Source organism: Neobacillus nitrireducens (assembly GCF_030915405.1).
GTDB lineage: Bacteria > Bacillota > Bacilli > Bacillales > Cytobacillaceae > Neobacillus.
The window spans coordinates 1,011,738-1,032,078 of record NZ_CP133262.1; the positions used below are offsets into that span (position 1 = coordinate 1,011,738).

Sequence of the window (20,341 nt, forward strand, 5' to 3'; positions counted from 1 at the left end):
CCATTTCTTGCATTTGAAATGGCAACTATATTTTTCCCAAAGAAGCCCTTCATTTCGAAATGAAGGGCTTTTTATTTTTCTTATATTAAAAAATCAGTTCAATTCATTAATAATTGTTTCTTGAATTCTGCGAATGACATCTCCCCTGCTAATCACACCAACTACATGATTGGACTGATCAACAACAGGTAGTTTTTTAAAATGATGCTTAGACAAGAGCGAAACAACTTTTTTCATTTCATCCTCAGGATGGACTGTTAAGATTCCGTGGGTTTTTGCAATCCGAATGACTTCCCTGTCAGCCAATTCACTTAGACGATCCTCCAAGCCTTCTTCTGCAACATATGTGATTAAAGAGAAATAATCATGAATCCGACGATCTACTGGACTGATCGCCCGCAAAATGTCTCCATCGGTTACAATTCCACGAAGGACCCCGTTCTCATCGACAATCGGCAACCCGCCAATTTTTTCCCTAACTAACATGGTCATTACCTCTTTAATCGAAGTACTTGGACTAGCTGAAATAACATCCTTTACCATAAAATCTTTTACCTGATCATTTATCATATCGACACCACTTTCATGTGTTTGATTTTGAATGATTCTTTTCATCGCTATTTTGCAATTGCTGTAGGACATCTGGTGGAAAAACCATCCGGCAAATTACTTTTGAAATTTCTAGAAAATCCGCTTTTTTGCCAGTTTGTCCCTCTTTCCCGTGACCATTTTCCACTATGACTAAAATTGCCCACGAGACAGTTTCTAAATCTAGATCCTCCCAGGTCAATCCTTTTTCCTCCGCTTGTTTTAGCCCTAATAAAATTCTCGAATGAATTTTCCTTCGTGCCTCACCCAAAAATTCAGCAATACTAGGATCTTTCAACACTAACTCAGGCAACACACGCTGTATCCCTAACTCATTAAGGCGTTTATTATGGGCTTCTAAAAGCGATGATAATAATGAGACAGGATCACAAGAAACCCAGTTCGGTTCAGGCGGCAATAACTTGTCTAATTTATCCTCTAATAATGACATTAAAAGTTGACGTTTATCTGAAAAATATCGATAAAAGGTACCAGTAGCAACCCCTGCATGGGCAGCAATTTCCTTAGCTGTAGATTGCTCATACCCCTTGGAAATAAACAAAGTCTGTCCACTTTCAAGTAATGCATTTCTTTTTTGCTGCGCCCGTTCCTGTTTTGGAAGAAAGGGAAATTCACCAATCATTAAGTCATCATGGTCTGGCATTTTATCACCTCATATATATCATAACACGATTTTAAAATTTGAACCACAGTTCATGTTTTTGTTGACAGCCCACTTCAATAATGAGATACTTGAACTACGGTTCATGTTAACTCACTATTATTGTTTAACACCCCTTTGCAAAATAGATGGATAAGAACATGACCGATTTTTTTATAAAAATTCCTTTGCTTTTGCAGGAGTTTATCATATCTTTTTCGAATAACTAGTGTATCTTTAGTGATTTTATCAATTTTCGAAAGGCGTTGATCATGTGGCAAACCAATCTGAATCCAAAAAAGTCTCTGTCAATTCAACCATCTCCTTAAAGGGAATTGTGAAAGCCATTTTCAACGATACCATTCATGTTCAAATTGGCGGCAAGATTATTACATTGCCCATTTCAGACTTTGCGCTTGATAAACCTGTCCAGTCATAAGCAAGCATTAGAAATGCCAATAAAGCCCATCACGGTTGTGATGGGCTTTATTTTTGTCAAATGAGGAGCATCCTACCGGGAATATCATAATATACAAAAGATATCCCTAGCTGCACAGATTTCTACCCCCATCAAGCACGATTTACGGGAAGAGTTTAAGTTGAGTAGGTTGTGAAAATCGTTGAAAAGTAGTTGCGACTTAGAAAAAAGCCTACAAACAGTTACTTCCATCCAACGGACGATTGACATAATGACGGCATTTTTATTATTAACCGGACAAGTGACAGTTGTTAGACTTATTATTGAACCCGGTGGATTTTCCCTATCTGTTGGGGGACCACTAACAGGAATAGGCCGTTTAGAGGGTAAATCAGGAAACAAAACGTTGAGTTTGTTATTGGACATTGGAGATATCCTTTTAGCCATATTATTGATAAGCGACCAGACAAATGTGTCAGGAATTTTTTTAGGTCCGGGCAGGTTTAGCTTTAATATTACAGGACCTATTTTTGGAGTTCCTAAACACGAACCTACATTGCCTGATTTAGAAAAAGTCTTTACACAATTTCGCTGGATTGTCACTGAACATTTTGAAATTGATCCCGAAATTCTAATCTAAGCAAGAAGGAAGTGGTCATCTTGTCTTTAACAGACCTCCCAACGTTTGAGCCATCTAAAGGGGAGATATTTCTTTTTTTACTGTCTATAGCCATTTTTATATTTTTCTTTACACAACCTAAGGAAAGCGATATCTCTTCAATGAGATAATCGCTTTTTTCATTTGTTCGGTAGTTGAGATGTTTTTTGATAACATTCACATGTCACAATATGGTCATTTACCATCCCTGTTGCTTGCATAAACGCATAACAGATAGTAGAGCCAACAAATTTGAAGCCTCGCTTCTTTAAATCCTTACTTAATTGATCGCTAATATCCGTAATAGCCGGAACATCTTTCATTTCACAGAAGTGGTTTTGAATCGGCTTACCGCCCACAAATGACCATATGTACTTACTAAATGAACCAAACTCCTCCACAACTTTCAAAAACGCATGTGCGTTAGTAATAACCGCATTGATTTTTAACTTATTACGGACAATTCCTTCATTATGTATCAATTCTTCGATTTTCTTTTCATCATATTGGATTATTTTTTCCGCTTCAAAGTTATCAAAGGCTTGTCGGTAGTTCTCTCGCTTCTTTAAAATCGTATACCAACTCAGTCCTGCCTGTGCCCCTTCGAGATTTAAATACTCAAACAGCAGTCGATCATCATAGACAGGAACTCCCCATTCCTGGTCGTGATACTCAATATATAATGGGTCCTGATTAACCCAACCGCATCGATTCATTTTTGAAGTACCTCCAGTTCTTGCTTTAGTTTCATAACTTACGTTCACTTAAGTATGGCATATTTTTTTAAAAATAAGAACCTCCCATCATATAAATTATTCAGGCCAATCATTAGTAAAAAAACTAAAAAAATATACTGCCTTCACCCTCTTTTTCCCCATGACTTTCTTCATATATTATTCGGTTCGATCGGAATTGGATTCAATTGTTTATACGTTTTTTACTAGATTTATAGTAAGATAGTTAAATGAAATATATTGTAAAAAGGAGAATATCACGAATGCCTTATCAAATGATTGTACTTGACTTAGACGATACACTTTTACAGGACGATCATACCATTTCAGACCGTACCAAGCGTGCCCTTATGGATGCACAAGAATTAGGAGTGAAAGTGGTGTTAGCATCCGGCCGTCCAACCTCAGCCATGTATGCTATTGCGGAAGAACTTCGTTTGAATGATTACGGAAGCTTTATCCTTTCGTTCAATGGTGCAAAAATAACGAACTTCCAAACTGGCGAAGAACTGTTTAGCAGCACTTTATCACCTGACGTTGTTAACCATTTATATGAATTAAGCCGTCGTGAAGATGTATGGATCCATACGTATGTTGGAGACCAGATCATCACTGAGGCTGGAAACCAATTCACCACTATTGAAGGTGAGATTACTGGCTTAGAAGTAGTGGAGGTTGGAAGTTTTGTGGGAGCAGTCTCAGAACCTGTAGTAAAGGTTCTTATGCTTGAAGAACCTGCCAAACTAGCTATGCTTGAAAAAAAACTGCAGGAAGAGTTAGCGGGGCAGCTTAGTGTCATGCGCTCTAAACCATTCTTTTTAGAATTTACGGAGCAAGGCGTCACGAAAGGTACCAGCCTTAGCCAATTGATTCAAAAACTAGGGATTAAGCGCGATGAGGTCATCGCCATCGGGGACAGTTATAATGACCTGGCGATGATAGAATTTGCTGGTCTTGGTGTTGCAATGGGGAATGCTCCAGACGACATTAAAGAAAAAGCTAACTTTGTGACCGACACCAACATGAATGATGGTGTCGCAAAGGTTGTAGAAGAATTCGTGCTAAAAACACCGTCTCTTGCTTAATAATATAATTTACAAAACCAACGCTTGGAATTTGTCCGAGCGTTATTTTTTTGCTCACTTTCCTTCCAACCGCCCAATCCTGTCCCCTCTTTACTTTTTCAAGCATAAAATATCACAACTAAATAAAAAAAGGCGGAGTGAGGTATGGGATTATTCATTAATAACAGTGATCACCCGGAAGTATACAAACACCATCAACAGCCACAAGCAGTGAATCAAGTCGTATCAAGACAGGATTTCCTGACTGAATTAGTTCAGGAGCAGAAAACGACGAATCTCGCCCTTAAAGGTGCGTTATCTGATCTAGGATTTCAATCACAGCAAAAAGAGGAAACGCAAATCAATCAATGGAACCATATAGGCAATCAACTAACTGAGCTAAAAAGTCGGTTGGAGAGGTACGAGGATGCGAATCATCAGATTGTCCTCAAAATGAATGAACAGCTTGACTTACAAAAAGAAGTGGCCGAAAAAATAGCTAAACATGAGGCATTTCAAGGAGACGTTTTACAGCGCTTGGACAATCAAGAAGCCCTTTTGGATAAAATATCTCGTCAAATCAATCATATTCGTTCCATTCTGTTTGAACGGACCAATTACTTAGCCGCAAAAATAGACGACGGCTATAAAATCACCTCTTCTTATGTCTATAAATTAATGACCGGTTCTGAACAGCCCTTAACATTTTTGTTGATGAATCAAAAGAAAGAAGAAATTCAAAAACATACAGACTAATTATTTTATAAAAAAATGAAAAGACCGTCCATGGAATTGTCCATGAACGGTCTTTTCTATTACTGACCTTTTGTAAAAATATCAGTTAACACAGGAACAATTTGCTTTTTACGAGAAACGACACCTTTTAAGGTAGCCGTGTTATTAGTAAGTGTCACATTATAAGCTTCTTCAACGGCAGCCGTTTTGCTTCCTAATGCAAGACCAACTGAATCATTTGTTAAAATATCAGTTACCACAAACAAAAATAAATCCAAGTTCTTTTCTGCGATAATTGTAGAAATAGCAGCTTCTAACTCCTCTTGGCGGGTAAGAACATCAGCTGTATCCACAACATTCACTTGAGCAATTTCCACTTTACTTGCTCCCATTTCAAATCCCTTTGCATCAAGACTGAGGAGTTCATTAATTGATTTGTCACGAACATCCGCTCCAGCTTTCAGCATTTCAAGTCCATATGCATCGGCATCTACACCAGCAATTTCCGCTAATTCACGAGCTGCTGCTACGTCTTCTGGCGTGCATGTTGGAGACTTAAATAATAAGGAGTCCGAAATAATCGCGGAAAGCATAAGACCGGCAATTTCTTTGCTAATCTCTTTGCTGTTTTCTTTATACATTTTATTTAAAATTGTTGCTGTACAGCCAACTGGCTCGCAGCGGTAATATAACGGATCGCTTGTTTCGAAATTAGCAATGCGGTGGTGGTCGATTACTTCAAGAACACGAACATCAGCGATATCATTCGCACTTTGCTGGCGCTCATTGTGATCTACTAAAATAACAGCGTTCACTTCACTTGATACTGATTCAACTAGGCGTGGAGCCTCAGCTTTAAAGTAGTCAAGCGCATATTGTGTTTCACCGTTAACTTGTCCTAAGCGAATCGGTTCAACTTCCATTCCTAATTGTGTTTTTAAGTCTGCATAAGCAATCGCAGAACAAATCGTATCTGTATCAGGATTTTTATGACCGAAAATAAGTACTTTTTCCATTTTATTTCTCCTAATCCTATTAATTTATGTAGTCCAAGCCCAAATGTCCTGAGAATGGCCCTAACGAAAATTATATAATAATATGATTTAGGATTCAAAAAATTTTTATTGATTTAATTTTTTCACCATTTGTACCTGCTCTGTTTTTTTCTCAAAGCCTAAATCTAGTAACAATGGAATGACAGGATTAGATAATGGTGCATTAATAGTCATGAAGTTGACTGTCTTTTGCTGTTCTCCGGAAATAGAAGTAAAAATTGCCTTTATCGTTTCCTCATTCACTCTATCGAATAGTTCAAGCTGATATAAAAATATTTTTTCCAGATACCCGTTTTGATCCCAGGTCCTTTTATATAAAGAGTATCCTATTGGATTTTGATTGCTGTTGAAATATATTTGAGCTTCTCCAGACCTCACACTTTGCCACTGACATTGCCATGGAACATTTTCTTTATAAAAAGAGAAAGTTGGGAACTGCTCGGGCCGAATCGATTCACTTGTTAGCGGAGTGTTGCTCAAATCTAAAGTCCCACCTAGATAAACAAGCGAATCCGTGATTTCATACCCGAATTTTTCATATAAGCGAATCGCCTTATCATTTTCTTTAATGGCTTCAAGGGTGGCCACAATGACTCCTGCTTCGGAATAAACCTTAATAGCCTCTTCCATTAAGCGGGTGGAAACACCTCTCCCACGGTACTCTGCGGCAATTCCTGTCCCGCCATTCCAGGCAATCTTTTTTCCGTCGACGATCCGGAATCCATTTAATACGATCGCTACAGGTTCTTCCCCGTCAAAAGCAACCAAAGAGTGTTTCAACGATAATCCTTCATTGACCATGCGGTTAAAGAATAGTTCAGCTGTCATTTCTAATGGCACAAAATAGCCTTCAAACCCCCGATTCCACGCTGTTACTGTATCTTGGATGGTGCATTCCGTTAATTTTTTTAATGCAATTTTCATATTTTCAACCTTTCTGGCGGATAGCTTGGATTTACTGGCGAAAAGGCTTTCCCCCTAGTTATGTATAGCTAAAATAAGCAATTCATAAAACCCAGCCAGCATATTTCCGCACCGGCTGGGCCATTATCAATCTATTTCACTGTTAACGGTACGACCTTCTGCCCAATTGCGGCAATCAATTCTTTTGGCATTGGAAAACTCAATGCGGCCGGGTCCTTCATGACCGCCGGAATCGCCAATTGCAAGGCTTCTTCGGTAATATTGAATTGCTTGAAATCAGCCGGTAATCCTACCTTATACTGAAGTAATTTAATTTTTCCAATTACTTTTGCTAATGCTGATTGCGGGGTATCCCCCTTTACATCCACGTTTAAGGCTTGTGCCAATTCTGTTGCCTTTGGCAGATATAAGTCTGGAACCATTTCCATAACCACTGGTAAAAAGACGGCATTTGCTAAGCCATGCGGAATCCGGAACAACGCCCCATATGCGTGGGCCATATTATGGACAGGAATCGCATTTAAGGCAAAGCTAAAAGCAGTGATCCCCATTAAGCTGGCTTGTAATAAATCCATACGTGCATCAAGATTCGATCCATCTGCGACGGCAACAGGAAGATTTTTTTCAATTAGGCGAATCGCATGAAGGGCATAGGCATCGGTTAGACCTGTTGCAGTTGGGGAGGCTAATGCTTCAATCGCATGTGTTAAGGCATCAAACCCCGTAAATGCGGTAATCACAGGTGGAAGCCCCACGGTTAAATCAGGATCCAGGATCGCCATATCTGCGTTGATAAATGGATTGATGATATTTGTCTTCATTTGGATATCTTCATTAAATATAACGGCAATCGGTGAAACCTCTGAACCAGTACCCGCTGTTGTAGGGATGGCTATATGTGGAATCGGCATGTAATTCGCTTTAGGGAACTGCTCATATAATAGTCCGCCAGGAATAGCTTCCTTAATATCAGCTAATCCTTTGTGGAGCGCGTATTTTACCCCTTTTACGGTATCAAGGACACTGCCTCCGCCTACCGCCAGTAATGAATCCGCCCCGATCTCCCTAGCATAGCGGGCCGCTTCATTGATGCATTTGCTCTCGGCATCCTGCTTAATATCAAGAAACTGACCAACTAATTCTGGTCCAGATCCATGCCCTGTCAGCGAAAAAATATCGGCCACTTTTTCAACAATTCCCGCTGCCTCTAAGCCTCTGTCACTTAAGAGCAGCACTCGTTTGGCACCCAAACCTGCAAAAAGACTCGGAACCATCGCCCTTGAGTTGGAACCACTGTAAATTCCCGTACGTAACATAAACTGTGATAAGGTTGTTTTCATTTTCATGCTCACCTCTTCATTAGTTTTGGCCAAACAGAATTCCGTACCAGTTGCGTCGCTCAAGCTCCGGCGTCATTGATGTATGAACATGCTTTACCTGTGTATAGGCATCTAGTGATTGCTGTCCCATTTCTCTGCCAATGCCGCTTTGCTTGTATCCGCCAAACGGGGCATCACTGCGGAGCATATGCCAGTCATTGATCCAGACCACACCCGCTTGCAATTTCCTCGCGACCTCGTAAGCTTTGTTGACGTCGCGGGTCCAGACTCCTGCTGCTAACCCATAAATTGTATCATTCGCCATTCGAATGGCATCGTCCAGGTCTGAATAACGAATCACACAGAGGACTGGGCCGAAAATTTCTTCTTGGGCAATTTTCATCTCATTCGTGACATTTGTAAAAATCGTTGGTTCAATAAAATAGCCCTCTTCACAGCCAGCCACTTTAACTTCCCTTCCTCCGCACAATAGTGTCGCTCCTTCTTGTTTACCCTCTTCAATATAAGAAAGGATCGTTTCCTTTTGTTTTTTTGAAATAACAGGACCTATATCCGTGGTTGGATCGAGCGGATTGCCAAGCTTTAATTTACTGGTGAGAGCGACCAACCCGGCAACCACTTGGTCATAAAGCTTATCCGGGACAAATAATCGCGTTCCTGATTCACACAGCTGGCCTGAATGGAGAAATACACCAAACAGACTTCCAGGCAAGGCAATGCTAAGGTCGGCATCCTCTAAAAGGATATTAGGTGATTTACCACCTAACTCGAGCGTAGTTTTCTTAATCGTGCCGGCAGCAAGTCCCATAATTCGTCTGCCAACCTCAGTCGAACCAGTGAATGCTACTTTGTCGACCTTTGGATGGTTAACTAATGCTTCGCCCACTTCCACTCCAGGACCGGAAACTACGTTAATAACACCCGGAGGGACCACGGCTGAAATAATTTCTGCTAGTTTCAAAGTAGACAACGGAGTATAACTTGCAGGCTTGATGACAATTGTATTTCCCATCGCAAGTGCCGGAGCAATTTTCCAAGTTGCAATTACCATAGGTAAGTTCCAAGGGGTGATTGCCGCACACACTCCGATTGGTTCACGCCAAATAAAATTGTGTGCAGGTCCCGGGAATGGCGGGACTGGCAGTGTTTCTGAGAAAGGATACTCTACCGTAAAGTTGGCTAGTGTTTGAAACAAGTCGACCATTTGCAAAATGTCACTGTTGCCAATTCGTCGCACGGTTCCCCCTGAACTAATCGCTTCTAGGTATGCTAGTTCCTCGGCATGTTCGGCAATTTGATAGGAAATGGCATATAACATCTTGGCCCTGTCTTTGGGCTTCATGTTTTTCCAATCCCCTTGGTCAAACGCTGCGCGGGCTGCATTTACTGCACGGTTCACATCTTCCGTGGTTCCTTTTGCCACCCTTGCTACTAATTCACCAGTTGCCGGATTATGCACATCAAATGTTTCTTGACTGCTTGCTGGCTCCCACTTTCCATTAATAAAATGGGGAAATGTTTGTACATCTACCTTTACCGTCATGATAATTCCTCCTCTTTCAAAAATCGCTAGAGTACGCCAAGTTCACTTTCTGAAAATCTATAAATCTCTTCGACTTTTTTACCTTTCGCCCGCGCTAAAATCTCCATCCGGACTGAGAGTTGTTTTAATGTAAAGTTCATGACGTCCTCAGGATCCCCTCCGAATGCACTTACCTCCCTTCCTGCGATACCCTCTTGGTTAAGCCTAATCGCTAACGGAGTGAGTTCGCCCATTTTGGCAGCTATTAAATCGAAGAGATGTGGATGTTCGCAAATCAGACGTTGCAATAAGAAGGTTCCATAGCCAATATGCCTAGACTCATCCTTTTTTAAATTTCCGATCCCTTCAAGCAATCCAGGCATAATGCCCGCTGCCTCTAAGGCAGCATAAAATGAAAAATAGCCAGTTTCTGCTAATACACCCTCAACAAACATATTGTATACGACCGATGCCTCAGCGATTGCCTCCGGGGATTGGTCGGTAATCAGCCGTTCCATTGTTGTTGGAAGAATTTCATAGAAAATCTTCTGATAGGTTTCCGTATGAAAGTGGGACAAGTCCCCTCGCTCTCCAATCGCATTCAAAACGAGCCGGAAAAATTCTGTATGCTTCGCTTCCTCATATAAAAAGGTTGTCAGAAACATTTCTTCTTCAAGACGCCCCTCTTTAGCAACCGCCATAATGAGTGGAAGCAAGTCCAGTGTAACCGCTTCCTCACCTGCTTGAAATTGAGAAATCAGCCGTAAAATATCTGCTTGCTGCTCAGAATTCATCGCTTTCCAATCTTTTTGATCCTGACTAAAATCAATATCAGCCGGGTTCCATGTCCCTAACCTTTTTGCTTTTTGGAATAAACGGTACGGAAAAGAATCTTCTAGCAAGCCTCGACTGCTGGTTGTTAATATGGTTCTTTTTTCCATATATATTCTCCTCCTATTTTCCTTTACGGTTTGATTACAATTATTGGTCGGCCTGCGGATAGGAGCTTACCCTATTACAAGGTTGAACGATAAATGACAACTGAATCTTGTTCCTCAAACCGAACCTGCTCCCTTTCTTCAAGCAGGTCTAAGTGCCCTTGAATTTGTGATAATCCTAAAAACACTGTATTCCCCTGTAAACGGGGATACATTTTCCTGCAAATTTCATAGATACATTTTCCCCCGTCTGCTAAAATTCCAAGAATCTGCTCGCAGCGTTTCTCCTGTTCTAGTAATCTTGCCTTGATCAGAGAAACATGATCACTAAATGCCTCACCATGACCAGGATAAATCATCTTCAATGGGAGCAGGCTAACTTTCCCAAGCGAGTTCCGATATTGTAATAACGGGCGCGGACGATTTTCTACTATTAGGTCCGGTGGTTCGATAAAGGCATTCACAGAAAATGCCTTTAATAAATGATCGCCGGCAAAGGTATCGCCTGTATCCTTGTTCCATAGTAAAATATCAGATTGACTATGGCCGGGAACGTGAACCACTTGAAACTCCTGCCCGCCTAACGGGATAACAGCACCATCACGTATATAGGTAATATTCCGCCACTTTTCCTCCCTAAAGGGCCGAGCGAAGATATGATTTAAGGGATCGGCACCACAGCTGGTTAGAAACTGATGGAAAAAAGACTGCACACGTTCATACTCTTCAATTCCTGCGTTAATGGACCCTTTTGCCTGTGCATGGACATAGATTGGCAAATCTGTTTCTTCCTGAAGATATGGAATAGCCCCAGCATGATCGATATGGATATGAGTTAGAACAATTTGGTCAATATCCTTCAATGTAACTCCGTGTGTATGTAGTTTGCTATTAAGCTGCTGATATGAGTGTTTACCTGGGTTACCTGTGTCGATTAACGTAACAGAATCACCAATCGCCAAAAAGGCGTTTACCGTCCCCTCGGCAAAATGAGTATTTAATTCAAGCGGGACAATTCTAAACAATTTGCAACCCCTCCCTTGTAAAACCTAATTATTTTGACAGGAGGATTGACCCAATACACTATCAAAACTAAATTACTCTTTTACATAAAATATTATCAGCGGATCTTACTGGTCTATCAGCCGAATTCCTCAACTCAATGAGCGAATTCCTCGGCCCAATGAGCGAATCTCTCAACTCAATGAGCGAATCTCTCAACTCAATGGGCGAATCTCCCAACTCAATGAGCGAATCTCTCAACTCAATGGGCGAATCTCCCAACTCAATGGGCGAATCTCCCAACTCAATGGGCGAATTCCTCAACTCAATGGGCGAATTCCTCAACTCAATGGGCGAATCTCTCAACTCAATGGGCGTATTCCTTACCTAAATGGGCGAATCTCCTACATTGCATGTGCGCCGCCATCGACAACCACGATATCTCCTGTCACAAAGTCAGAAGCTGGTGCCGCTAAGAATAAGGCTACCCCTTTTAGGTCATGATCAGAACCGAATTTCCTTAAGGGAGTAGCTTGGAGAATCCCCTCTCCACCTTGCTCAAGTAATCCTTTTGACATTTTTGTCGGGAAGAATCCTGGCGCGATTGCATTAACATAAATGCCGCTTGGACCCCATTTGACTGCCAAATCCTTCGTAAAAGTTATCACTGCTCCTTTACTAGAGTTGTAGCCAATCGCATTCATATACTGCGGATTGCTTCCTTTTAAACCCGCCACTGAAGCAATATTGATTATTTTTCCTGACTTTTGCTCAAGCATCACTTTACCAACAGCTTGTGACATTAAGAATGTACCGGTCACATTGACATCGATAACCTTTTTCCAAGCTTCTAGAGGCATTTCCTCGACTGGTGCTCCCCAAGAAGCACCGCTATTGTTAACCAGAATATCGATTCTACCAAATCGTTCGACTGTCCGCTCGACGACATTCTTAATGTCCTCCGGATTGGTAACATCACATTTTAAGGCAAAGCTCTCCACACCTAGTCTTTTTAGGACTTCGCTTACTTCCTCACAGGCTTCCAATTTTCTTGAACAAACAACCACATTTGCACCCGCTTCAGCAAATCCTTCCGCAATCTGCTGACCAAGTCCCCTCCCGCCTCCAGTAACAATGGCTACTTTTCCTGATAAATCAAATAACTCTTTCACATTCATAGATCGTTCCCCCTATTAATCCATAATTCCAATTCGACCACTTTTTCCTACCCAAGCCGTTCGACCAGAATGGCCATCCCCTGTCCCCCGCCAATACAAAGAGTGGCTATTCCCCTTTTTTCCTTCCTCCGTATTAACTCGTAGATTAAAGAAGTCATAATTTTTGCCCCTGTTGCTCCTAGTGGATGTCCAAGTGCGATGGCCCCGCCATTTACATTGACCCGTCGGTTGTCTAGTCCCAACTCACGAATCACAGCAAGCGCCTGTGAAGCAAAGGCCTCATTTATTTCAAATAAATCAATATCATTCACGGTTAGTCCCGTTCGTTTTAACAGCTTTTGCACGGCAGGAACCGGACCGATTCCCATCAATTCTGGCGAAACACCTGCTGCCGCCCAATCGATGACCCTAGCAATTGGTTTCAAGCCTAAGTTTTCGGCATGGCTGCTAGAAGTAAGTACCAATGCGGCCGCACCATCATTTCGACCACAGGCATTCCCGGCGGTGACCGTACCATTTTCTTTAAATACTGGTTTAAGTTTGCTTAGAGTATCAATTGTCGTTTCTGGCCTTGGGTGCTCGTCTTCACTAAACAAAAATGAGGTCTTTTTTCCTGTTATCTTTATTGGGACTATTTCATCCATAAACTTATCTTCTCTTATTGCAGCGGTTGCCCTTAGCTGGCTTTCAAGTGCAAAAGCATCCTGGTCCTGCCGAGAAACATTGTATCGTTCCGCAACATTTTCAGCAGTAATCCCCATTCCCAATTGACTTCCGTAAACCTCATGGGGCTGTTGGCCTGCCTCAGTATTGGAATCGACAAGTTTAGCATTGTCTCCACCAAATCGCGTATTTCTTAGGTAAACAGGGGCATTGCTCATACTTTCCGTTCCTCCAGCCACAACAATATTCGCCTGACCGAAGGCAATTTGCTGCGCTGCTGAAGCTACTGCCTGCATACCAGATGCGCATAAACGATTAATCGTAAAAGCAGGTGTGGTGTAAGGCACTCCCGCTCGTAAGGCAGCGACTCTTGACACATTGGAGGATTCAGTAGACTGTCTCACTTCCCCTAAAATCACTTCGTCGACCTGATGGGCTAGAATGCCTGCCCGAATGATCGCCTCCTTAATCACGATGGCCCCGAGGTGTCCGGAATTAAGATCCTTTAATGTGCCGCCATATCTGCCAACTGGTGTCCGAACGGCACTTAAAATGACAATATCATTCATTCTATCACCCTCAAATCTTCCAAAAGTAGATTAGCTATATTCTTTTTCTAATTGCGCGGCAATAATGTTTTTCTGAATCTCCGATGTTCCCTCATAGATTCTCGTAATCCGTGCATCTCGATAAAAACGTTCGACCGGGTAGTCGGCAATATAACCAAGGCCGCCGTGGATTTGCACGGCTTTATCGGCTACGCGGTTATAGACCTCGGAACCATAGAGCTTAAGCATCGCTGCTTCTTTAATTACCCTCATCCCATTGTCCACCATCCAGGCGACTCGGTAGGTAAACGAACGGAGAGCTTCAATTTCTACTGCCATTTCCGCGAGCATATGGCTGACTGCCTGGTTCGTAATGATTGGTTTTCCGAATTGGATCCGTTCCTTTGCATATCTCGTTGATATATCTAGGAGTTTTTGACAGGATCCCAGATTCCGAGACGCAAGTCCTGCACGGCCATTCGTCAAGATCTTTAAGGCATTGACATAACCTTGTCCTTCGATCCCTAATACATTTTCTATTGGGACTTCACAATCCTCAAAGATTAATTCGGCAGAATGCGATCCTCTTAAGCCCATTTTTTTCTCAATTGCCCCGACTTTGAATCCAGGAAAATCTTTTTCAACAATGAACGAAGTAATCCCCTTCGGACCCATCCAGGAATCGGTTGCAGCCATCACGGTAAAAACACTCGCCTCAGTCGCATTCGTGATATAATGCTTCAATCCGTTTAAAATATATTTATCCCCTTTTCTTACCGCAGTTGTTTTCAAATTTGCCGCATTAGAGCCTGCTTCTGGTTCCGTCAAAGCAAATGCACCAATTTTTTCTCCGCTCGCCATTTCGGGAAGATACTTTTTCTTTTGCTGCTCATCGGCCAATTCTACAATTCCAACAGTTCCAATCCCTGTATGTGCCCCGATTAATGTGGTATAGCCGTTATGTGTCTGGCCAATTTCTTCATACAGTGCACATTTACCAACCATGCCAATCCCTAATCCTCCATATTCTTCTGGAATACTTAAGCCAAATAGACCTAACTCCTTTGAAAGATGGATGATACGTTGCGGGATTTGGTCTTCCTCTTCAATTTGCATGGCAACTGCTTCAACTTCTGTTTGAATAAAATCTCTGACATTCTTTTTCAAAAAAAGTATATCTTCATCGAATTCAAAGTTCATTATCCACCTCCACCAATGCTTAGTAGTTACAAGTGAACAATAAACCCAGCATTAAGAAGAGGTTTTTCTTCCTTTTGCCGGGTCTTAGTTCACTCATATATTAATATTGGCGATATAATACCTCACCTTTTAACACTTCATTTCCTTGTTGATTGACTGCTGCGACAGCAAAGCGCAGATTTTGATCCTCTTTCTCTTTAAGTGTCGCTTTCAGCGTAATCACATCATTCAAAAATACCATTCCTTTAAAACGGATCGAGTAATCTTGGACGAAGCCTTCTTCATAATAAGCCGTAAACAGCTTTGCCAGGTTCCCCATTGTCCACATTCCATGAGCAATAATCCCCGGCAGACCTGCTTTTTGAGCCTCCACATCAATGGTATGAATGGGGTTAAAGTCACCAGATGCACCTGAATATTTAATGAGATCCATCCTTGAGACGGGCTCCAATTGAATTTCTTTTACGGACTCACCTATTTGTAACTGTGCTAGTGTACTCACTTTACCAACACCTTCCTCACTGCTTCGGAAATGACAACGATTGAGGTTGAACTAAAAATTAATGCACCTGAAACATCTTCGCCATAATTTTCAATTACTAGGAACCCCATTTCCCCAAAGTTCCCTTTTTTCTCAAAGTAGTTCTTCACTTTGGCAAAGCAGTATACCTCTTCTCCAACCCTTAACGGCCGTTCGTAATGAAATGTTTGTTCACCGTGAATTAAACCTTTATTAGGCAGATTTAATTCTTCGATGTCCCCATAATCGAAGGTTCTCGGAAAGGTGGGCGATGCAATGTTGGCTTTATATCTAGAATTCTCCCCCGTTTCCTCATCAAAATAAATGGGATGGAGGTCTCCAATCGCTTCGGCAAATTTTTTGACGGCTCCTCTTTCAACCACATTCTTAACCTTATTCGATTGTTTGCCTATCCGGTCTTTAAACATTTCTTCATCACCTCTTTAAGATTTTGGTCCACCCGCAACATAAAGAACTTGACCACTCACAAACGATGACTTTTCATCAGCAAAGAAAACTACAGCGTTAGCAATGTCTGCCGGTTTGCCAGTTCTGCCGACTGGAATTTGGGACACACTTGCTTGAATTAATTGTTCAAAGGGGATACCGATTCTCGCAGCGGTCTCCATCGTCATTTCTGTTTCAATAAACCCTGGTGCCACCGAGTTTGCAGTAATTCCGTATCGCCCTAACTCTATGGCGAGCGTTTTGGTAAAACCCTGCAATCCTGCCTTTGCGGCCGCATAGTTTGCCTGCCCGCGATTTCCGAGCGCAGAAGTCGATGATATATTGATAATTCGGCCATATTTATTTTCCACCATATATTTTTGAGCAGCGCGGGCCGCATTGAAGGATCCTTTCAAGTGCACATCCATAACGGTTTGCCAATCTGAATCCGACATCTTAAAGAGCATATTATCACGGATAACACCCGCATTATTAACAAGGATATCGACCGACCCATATGCCTCATAAACTTCTTTAACGGCATCTTCAACCTGCTCGGCGTCAACGACATTTGCAACCTTTGAATAGACCTGATATCCTTTTTCTCGTAATTCATTGGTTGTTTGACTTAACGCCTCTTCATTCAAATCAATCAAAGCTACCTTTGCTCCTTCTTGTGCAAAAAGCTCGACAATCCCTTTTCCAATCCCTCGGCTTCCCCCTGTAACAAAAGCAACCTTTCCTGTAAATCTTCCTGCCATTTCTATTCCTCCTGAGTTTAATAAATTAGTAGATTGCGCTTACATTTAATGGTTTTGTGTGATATTTGTTAAAAGGTTTTACCTATCATTATTCTTCTTAATTAAACATATTGACCAAGCTTCACATGACCTTTAATCAGGTTACGTGCGATTATCATCCGCTGGATTTCATCTGTACCGTCGTATATTCTCCATAATCTTGCTTCACGGTACCAGCGCTCAATTGGCAATTCTCTTGTATAGCCCATCCCGCCGTGAATTTGCAGGACACGGTCAACGACATTGTTGCCCATATTTGCACCATACAATTTGGCCATTGAGGCGAGATGACGATTATCTTCCCCATTATCAAGCGTGAAGGCAGCGTTCAAAACCATCCATTTTGCCGCTTCAATTTCTACCGCTGAATCGGCAATCTGCCATTGGATTGCTTGTCTTTCGGCAATCGGCTTGCCAAAAGTAACGCGTTCCTTAGCATAATCAATCGCCATTTGCAGCAGGCGTTCAGCAGCACCGACTGCTCTTGCCCCAACTACCCAGCGTGCAAACCCAATCCACTCGAGACCCAGATTATAGCCCTTGTGTAATTCGCCAAGGATATTTTCCTCCGGTACACGAACATGATCAAATACTAAGCCGGCTGGACCCCATTCACCCATGGTATGTATATACTCTGATTTCCAGCCCCTATCACGATCGACTATAAAGCAGGTCACCCCTTCCCGGCCATGTGTCGATTGGTGCAAATCTTTATCTGTAATCGCGATCGCCATGACAAAGTCTGCTTCATTTCCACCGGTAATAAATGTCTTTTCACCATTTAGAACCCATTCATTTCCGTCTTTTACGGCAGTCATTTTAATATTTCTAGTATCAGATCCAGCACCTGGCTCTGTCATCGCAAAACAAGACTTTTTCTCCCCATTAATCGTCGGAAGTAAGTATTTTTTCTTTTGTTCTTCATTACCATAGTAAAGAATATTATCCGCGCTCCCGCCGAACTGGAATGGGACAAAGGTTTTGGAACCTTCCATTAGCACGATGGCCATCATCATTTGACCAAGATCTGCCCCGCCATATTCCTCTGGCGTGTTAATACCCCAAAACCCAGCTTCTTTTGCTTTTAGTTGCAGCTCTTTCAGCTTACCGGCCGGAAGACTTGGTTTACCTTCTCGTTCATTGCGAAGGACATCATTTTCAAGGGGTATCAGTTCTTTTTCTACAAATCTTCTAATCGTTTTTTGAACCATTTTTTGTTCATCTGTTAATCGTAAATACATACCATTCACTCCATTCTATTATTAAAATCAAGTTTCATGCGGGTTAAAAATATAATATGCAAGACCGATCGACCAAATACCTACCGGTTGGTATGTTATATTTATTTTATTCCGAACTTTCAGATAATACAAGTTAATATTTTCCTATTAAAAAAATTCTCTAGCTATAAGCGCCAAAGAATTTTTTGCTAACTACACATGACTCATTATTTTTCTTGCAGCCCGCTCTCTTAAAGTGGAAATGGTAAGTGAACTTCCAAGCCAAAAGAGGAGACCGAGAATGATACTAAAAATCCAATTTTCACTGGTTTCCAATGTGATTAAAACAGTGATTACACAAATGATTCCACCAATCATTCCATATACGGAGCCTCTAGCAATATTTGTTGCTTTCTTAGTACCCGAGGCAATACCCACCATAATAACAGCTGTCAGCATAACGGCTGGAAAAGCGGCAAAAATACCGGCAAGTATCTTCCATGGGGATATAATAGTGATTAGATAACTTAAGGAGACTGCTGCCCCACCTAGTAAAAACCGAATCAATAAGTCTTTTTTATTCATGTTGTCCACCTTTTTCATTTAATGAGATGTTATGAATACCACAATAATTGATACCGTAAACCAACAAGCCATTGCATGCAGGATTCCTTTTTTCCACCCGATCTTAGGAAGCAGGTAGCCTGCAAGGATGGCAACAAGAATATTGATGGCCATTCCAAAGATGGCGCCTTTAGATAACATGATTGAATGGGTAATAAGCTGGCCTCCGTGAAAATCAAGACCAATGGTCAATAATGCTGCCAGGTAAACAGCAGGAAATGCAGCAAATATTCCACCAGCTTTCTCTCCTAACTTCTTTGCAACTACAGTACAGGCTACTACAGCTAGACCTCCCATTAGGAATCGAAGAAGCAGTCCGCCAAGTGATAAACTAACCATTTTTCATTCGCCTCTTTTTTTACATACTGTTAATTAATTTGTGAATTGAATCACAATCATTTGATGTATTCATTTTAACCCATTTCCATGACGATGCATGTGAACGTTTTAGTAACGTTTTTGAAGAGTTTTCTCATTAATTTCAAGTTTGATGACTATTTTCCATTCATTTTACAAAAGATAATGGTGATATTCATTAGAATATCGTCGTTTCAAATCCTTTGATGAGGTGATTTTAGATGAGTTATAAAGACCATTTAGATCCGCACTCAGAGCTCTTTCACTACCATACGACGCGTCCAAAACGTCAAAATTCACAAGTGAATGGGCAAACTCAAGTGACGCAGAACACGATCATCTTAAGGAGTAATGCCAAAGCACACCGCTGGTAAGCTTTTGGCAAGGAAACGAATATTGATAGTAATGAAAGTCGCTGTCAATAGAAGAATGGGCCTTTTCTCGTATCATAAATCGAGGAAAGGCTTTTCTTCTTTGTCTGAATTTTGTCCATACGATATTGATAATGTTTGTTCCAAAAGCTATCATAAAATCTAATAAGAATAAATGGGAGTGGAACATGACATGTTTGATGACTTTACTATTAGAGATGCTGAGATGAGTGATTTACCTGTAATTGTCGCTATATATAATACAACCATCGCAAGTCGGATGGTTACTGCTGATCTTGAGCCTATATCTATCGACAATCGAATTCAATGGTTTAACGAACATTCACCAACTGTTCGTCCATTATGGGTGGTCGAAAATCAAGGAGAAATTTGCGCATGGGTAAGTTTCCAATCTTTTTATGGCAGACCTGCCTATCAGGCTACGGCTGAAATTAGTATCTATATTCATCCCGACTTTCGAGGCAAGAAACTTGGTAAATATTTAATCCAAAAAGCCATGGATGCCTGTCCAGGTCTGCAGATTAAAACCTTACTCGGTTTTATTTTTGGGCATAATAAACCTAGCATTAAACTTTTTTCAAGTTTTGGATTTGAAAAATGGGCTCAACTCCCGAATGTGGCCGAACTGGATGGAATCGAACGGGATTTGATTATACTTGGAAAAAGAATTCAATAAACCAAAAATACAAGAATTCTACTATTTTCACTATTGTATTATTCCAAAAGAATGGATTTTCTAGTACTATAGACAAT

The 20,341-nt window shown here is 41.3% G+C and carries 24 protein-coding genes; 6 read left to right on the forward strand and 18 right to left on the reverse strand.

Annotated features, from left to right (window positions below; translation table 11 throughout):
• Positions 1-93: 93 nt before the first annotated feature.
• Together RCG22_RS04960 and RCG22_RS04965 are read right to left on the reverse strand one after the other, a co-directional pair.
• Entirely contained in the window at positions 94-615 is a 522-nt protein-coding gene (locus RCG22_RS04960) for a CBS domain-containing protein (protein WP_308105981.1), read from the reverse strand.
• Entirely contained in the window at positions 584-1,252 is a 669-nt protein-coding gene (locus RCG22_RS04965; RefSeq protein ID WP_308105982.1) for a TetR/AcrR family transcriptional regulator, read from the reverse strand. Before RCG22_RS04965 ends, RCG22_RS04960 begins: the two co-directional genes overlap by 32 nt.
• 271 nt (positions 1,253-1,523) lie before the next feature.
• Between RCG22_RS04965 and RCG22_RS04970 the strand changes: the two genes are divergently transcribed.
• Both RCG22_RS04970 and RCG22_RS04975 read left to right on the forward strand, forming a co-directional pair.
• Positions 1,524-1,688, forward strand: coding sequence for a hypothetical protein (locus tag RCG22_RS04970; protein WP_169801433.1), 165 nt, complete (start codon positions 1,524-1,526; stop codon positions 1,686-1,688).
• A gap of 181 nt (positions 1,689-1,869) precedes the next feature.
• Positions 1,870-2,307: a hypothetical protein gene (locus RCG22_RS04975; protein WP_308105983.1), complete on the forward strand. Its 438-nt coding sequence runs from the start codon at positions 1,870-1,872 to the stop codon at positions 2,305-2,307.
• A gap of 158 nt (positions 2,308-2,465) precedes the next feature.
• On the opposite strand, the gene RCG22_RS04980 is transcribed toward RCG22_RS04975, so the two are convergent.
• Positions 2,466-3,041 (reverse strand): DNA-3-methyladenine glycosylase I, encoded by a 576-nt coding sequence (locus RCG22_RS04980; protein ID WP_308105984.1) that lies wholly within the window; start codon positions 3,039-3,041, stop codon positions 2,466-2,468.
• 281 nt (positions 3,042-3,322) lie between these two features.
• On the opposite strand from RCG22_RS04980, the gene RCG22_RS04985 reads away from it, so the two are divergent.
• Complete coding sequence (locus RCG22_RS04985) at positions 3,323-4,144, forward strand: Cof-type HAD-IIB family hydrolase (protein ID WP_308105985.1); 822 nt, start codon at positions 3,323-3,325, stop codon at positions 4,142-4,144.
• 144 nt (positions 4,145-4,288) lie between these two features.
• Complete coding sequence (locus tag RCG22_RS04990; protein ID WP_308105986.1) at positions 4,289-4,879, forward strand: hypothetical protein; 591 nt, start codon at positions 4,289-4,291, stop codon at positions 4,877-4,879.
• A gap of 59 nt (positions 4,880-4,938) precedes the next feature.
• Here the strand turns inward: RCG22_RS04990 and RCG22_RS04995 are convergent, their stop codons facing one another.
• The 15 genes from RCG22_RS04995 to RCG22_RS05065 all read right to left on the reverse strand — a co-directional run bounded on the left by RCG22_RS04995 (position 4,939) and on the right by RCG22_RS05065 (position 19,178).
• Positions 4,939-5,874 (reverse strand): manganese-dependent inorganic pyrophosphatase, encoded by a 936-nt coding sequence (locus tag RCG22_RS04995; RefSeq protein ID WP_308105987.1) that lies wholly within the window; start codon positions 5,872-5,874, stop codon positions 4,939-4,941.
• 105 nt (positions 5,875-5,979) lie between these two features.
• Positions 5,980-6,837, reverse strand: a complete 858-nt coding sequence (locus RCG22_RS05000; RefSeq protein ID WP_308105988.1) for a GNAT family N-acetyltransferase — start codon at positions 6,835-6,837, stop codon at positions 5,980-5,982.
• A 131-nt stretch (positions 6,838-6,968) separates the two neighbouring features.
• Complete coding sequence (locus RCG22_RS05005) at positions 6,969-8,177, reverse strand: iron-containing alcohol dehydrogenase (RefSeq protein ID WP_308105989.1); 1,209 nt, start codon at positions 8,175-8,177, stop codon at positions 6,969-6,971.
• Positions 8,178-8,196: 19 nt separating this feature from the next.
• Complete coding sequence (locus tag RCG22_RS05010) at positions 8,197-9,720, reverse strand: aldehyde dehydrogenase family protein (protein ID WP_308105990.1); 1,524 nt, start codon at positions 9,718-9,720, stop codon at positions 8,197-8,199.
• A 26-nt stretch (positions 9,721-9,746) separates the two neighbouring features.
• Positions 9,747-10,640, reverse strand: a complete 894-nt coding sequence (locus RCG22_RS05015) for a R2-like ligand-binding oxidase (RefSeq protein WP_308105991.1) — start codon at positions 10,638-10,640, stop codon at positions 9,747-9,749.
• Between the two features lie 74 nt (positions 10,641-10,714).
• The gene (locus RCG22_RS05020; RefSeq protein WP_308105992.1) at positions 10,715-11,662 is read right to left on the reverse strand and encodes an MBL fold metallo-hydrolase; all 948 of its coding nucleotides are present in this window, start codon (positions 11,660-11,662) and stop codon (positions 10,715-10,717) included.
• Between the two features lie 381 nt (positions 11,663-12,043).
• The gene (locus tag RCG22_RS05025; RefSeq protein WP_308105993.1) at positions 12,044-12,817 is read right to left on the reverse strand and encodes an SDR family oxidoreductase; all 774 of its coding nucleotides are present in this window, start codon (positions 12,815-12,817) and stop codon (positions 12,044-12,046) included.
• A 47-nt stretch (positions 12,818-12,864) separates the two neighbouring features.
• Entirely contained in the window at positions 12,865-14,049 is a 1,185-nt protein-coding gene (locus RCG22_RS05030) for a thiolase family protein (protein ID WP_308105994.1), read from the reverse strand.
• Positions 14,050-14,079: 30 nt separating this feature from the next.
• Positions 14,080-15,228 (reverse strand): acyl-CoA dehydrogenase family protein, encoded by a 1,149-nt coding sequence (locus RCG22_RS05035; protein ID WP_308105995.1) that lies wholly within the window; start codon positions 15,226-15,228, stop codon positions 14,080-14,082.
• Positions 15,229-15,328: 100 nt separating this feature from the next.
• Complete coding sequence (locus tag RCG22_RS05040) at positions 15,329-15,730, reverse strand: MaoC/PaaZ C-terminal domain-containing protein (protein WP_308105996.1); 402 nt, start codon at positions 15,728-15,730, stop codon at positions 15,329-15,331.
• Entirely contained in the window at positions 15,727-16,176 is a 450-nt protein-coding gene (locus RCG22_RS05045) for a MaoC family dehydratase N-terminal domain-containing protein (protein ID WP_308105997.1), read from the reverse strand. Before RCG22_RS05045 ends, RCG22_RS05040 begins: the two co-directional genes overlap by 4 nt.
• Before the next feature lie 15 nt (positions 16,177-16,191).
• The gene (gene fabG / locus RCG22_RS05050; RefSeq protein ID WP_308105998.1) at positions 16,192-16,956 is read right to left on the reverse strand and encodes a 3-oxoacyl-ACP reductase FabG; all 765 of its coding nucleotides are present in this window, start codon (positions 16,954-16,956) and stop codon (positions 16,192-16,194) included.
• Positions 16,957-17,057: 101 nt separating this feature from the next.
• The gene (locus RCG22_RS05055) at positions 17,058-18,236 is read right to left on the reverse strand and encodes an acyl-CoA dehydrogenase family protein (RefSeq protein WP_308105999.1); all 1,179 of its coding nucleotides are present in this window, start codon (positions 18,234-18,236) and stop codon (positions 17,058-17,060) included.
• Positions 18,237-18,428: 192 nt separating this feature from the next.
• Entirely contained in the window at positions 18,429-18,800 is a 372-nt protein-coding gene (locus RCG22_RS05060; RefSeq protein ID WP_308106000.1) for a DUF3147 family protein, read from the reverse strand.
• An 18-nt stretch (positions 18,801-18,818) separates the two neighbouring features.
• A complete protein-coding gene (locus tag RCG22_RS05065) occupies positions 18,819-19,178 on the reverse strand; it encodes a DUF3147 family protein (RefSeq protein ID WP_098261484.1) in 360 nt (119 codons plus the stop codon).
• A 239-nt stretch (positions 19,179-19,417) separates the two neighbouring features.
• Between RCG22_RS05065 and RCG22_RS05070 the strand changes: the two genes are divergently transcribed.
• Together RCG22_RS05070 and RCG22_RS05075 are read left to right on the forward strand one after the other, a co-directional pair.
• The gene (locus RCG22_RS05070) at positions 19,418-19,570 is read left to right on the forward strand and encodes a YpzG family protein (protein ID WP_098261483.1); all 153 of its coding nucleotides are present in this window, start codon (positions 19,418-19,420) and stop codon (positions 19,568-19,570) included.
• A 190-nt stretch (positions 19,571-19,760) separates the two neighbouring features.
• Positions 19,761-20,264, forward strand: a complete 504-nt coding sequence (locus tag RCG22_RS05075) for a GNAT family N-acetyltransferase (protein WP_308106001.1) — start codon at positions 19,761-19,763, stop codon at positions 20,262-20,264.
• The last annotated feature ends 77 nt before the right edge of the window (positions 20,265-20,341 follow it).

Coding starts and splice junctions, on each gene's coding strand:
- RCG22_RS04980 (WP_308105984.1), bottom strand. CDS start 3,041: ATGAATCGATGCGGTTGGGTTAATCAGGACCCATTATATATTGAGTAT.
- RCG22_RS05075 (WP_308106001.1), top strand. CDS start 19,761: ATGTTTGATGACTTTACTATTAGAGATGCTGAGATGAGTGATTTACCT.
- RCG22_RS05055 (WP_308105999.1), bottom strand. CDS start 18,236: ATGTATTTACGATTAACAGATGAACAAAAAATGGTTCAAAAAACGATT.
- RCG22_RS05030 (WP_308105994.1), bottom strand. CDS start 14,049: ATGAATGATATTGTCATTTTAAGTGCCGTTCGGACACCAGTTGGCAGA.
- RCG22_RS04965 (WP_308105982.1), bottom strand. CDS start 1,252: ATGCCAGACCATGATGACTTAATGATTGGTGAATTTCCCTTTCTTCCA.
- RCG22_RS05070 (WP_098261483.1), top strand. CDS start 19,418: ATGAGTTATAAAGACCATTTAGATCCGCACTCAGAGCTCTTTCACTAC.
- RCG22_RS05045 (WP_308105997.1), bottom strand. CDS start 16,176: ATGTTTAAAGACCGGATAGGCAAACAATCGAATAAGGTTAAGAATGTG.
- RCG22_RS04985 (WP_308105985.1), top strand. CDS start 3,323: ATGCCTTATCAAATGATTGTACTTGACTTAGACGATACACTTTTACAG.
- RCG22_RS05010 (WP_308105990.1), bottom strand. CDS start 9,720: ATGACGGTAAAGGTAGATGTACAAACATTTCCCCATTTTATTAATGGA.
- RCG22_RS05005 (WP_308105989.1), bottom strand. CDS start 8,177: ATGAAAACAACCTTATCACAGTTTATGTTACGTACGGGAATTTACAGT.
- RCG22_RS04995 (WP_308105987.1), bottom strand. CDS start 5,874: ATGGAAAAAGTACTTATTTTCGGTCATAAAAATCCTGATACAGATACG.
- fabG (WP_308105998.1), bottom strand. CDS start 16,956: ATGGCAGGAAGATTTACAGGAAAGGTTGCTTTTGTTACAGGGGGAAGC.
- RCG22_RS05060 (WP_308106000.1), bottom strand. CDS start 18,800: ATGAATAAAAAAGACTTATTGATTCGGTTTTTACTAGGTGGGGCAGCA.
- RCG22_RS05035 (WP_308105995.1), bottom strand. CDS start 15,228: ATGAACTTTGAATTCGATGAAGATATACTTTTTTTGAAAAAGAATGTC.
- RCG22_RS05015 (WP_308105991.1), bottom strand. CDS start 10,640: ATGGAAAAAAGAACCATATTAACAACCAGCAGTCGAGGCTTGCTAGAA.
- RCG22_RS04990 (WP_308105986.1), top strand. CDS start 4,289: ATGGGATTATTCATTAATAACAGTGATCACCCGGAAGTATACAAACAC.
- RCG22_RS04960 (WP_308105981.1), bottom strand. CDS start 615: ATGAAAAGAATCATTCAAAATCAAACACATGAAAGTGGTGTCGATATG.
- RCG22_RS05065 (WP_098261484.1), bottom strand. CDS start 19,178: ATGGTTAGTTTATCACTTGGCGGACTGCTTCTTCGATTCCTAATGGGA.
- RCG22_RS05025 (WP_308105993.1), bottom strand. CDS start 12,817: ATGAATGTGAAAGAGTTATTTGATTTATCAGGAAAAGTAGCCATTGTT.
- RCG22_RS05000 (WP_308105988.1), bottom strand. CDS start 6,837: ATGAAAATTGCATTAAAAAAATTAACGGAATGCACCATCCAAGATACA.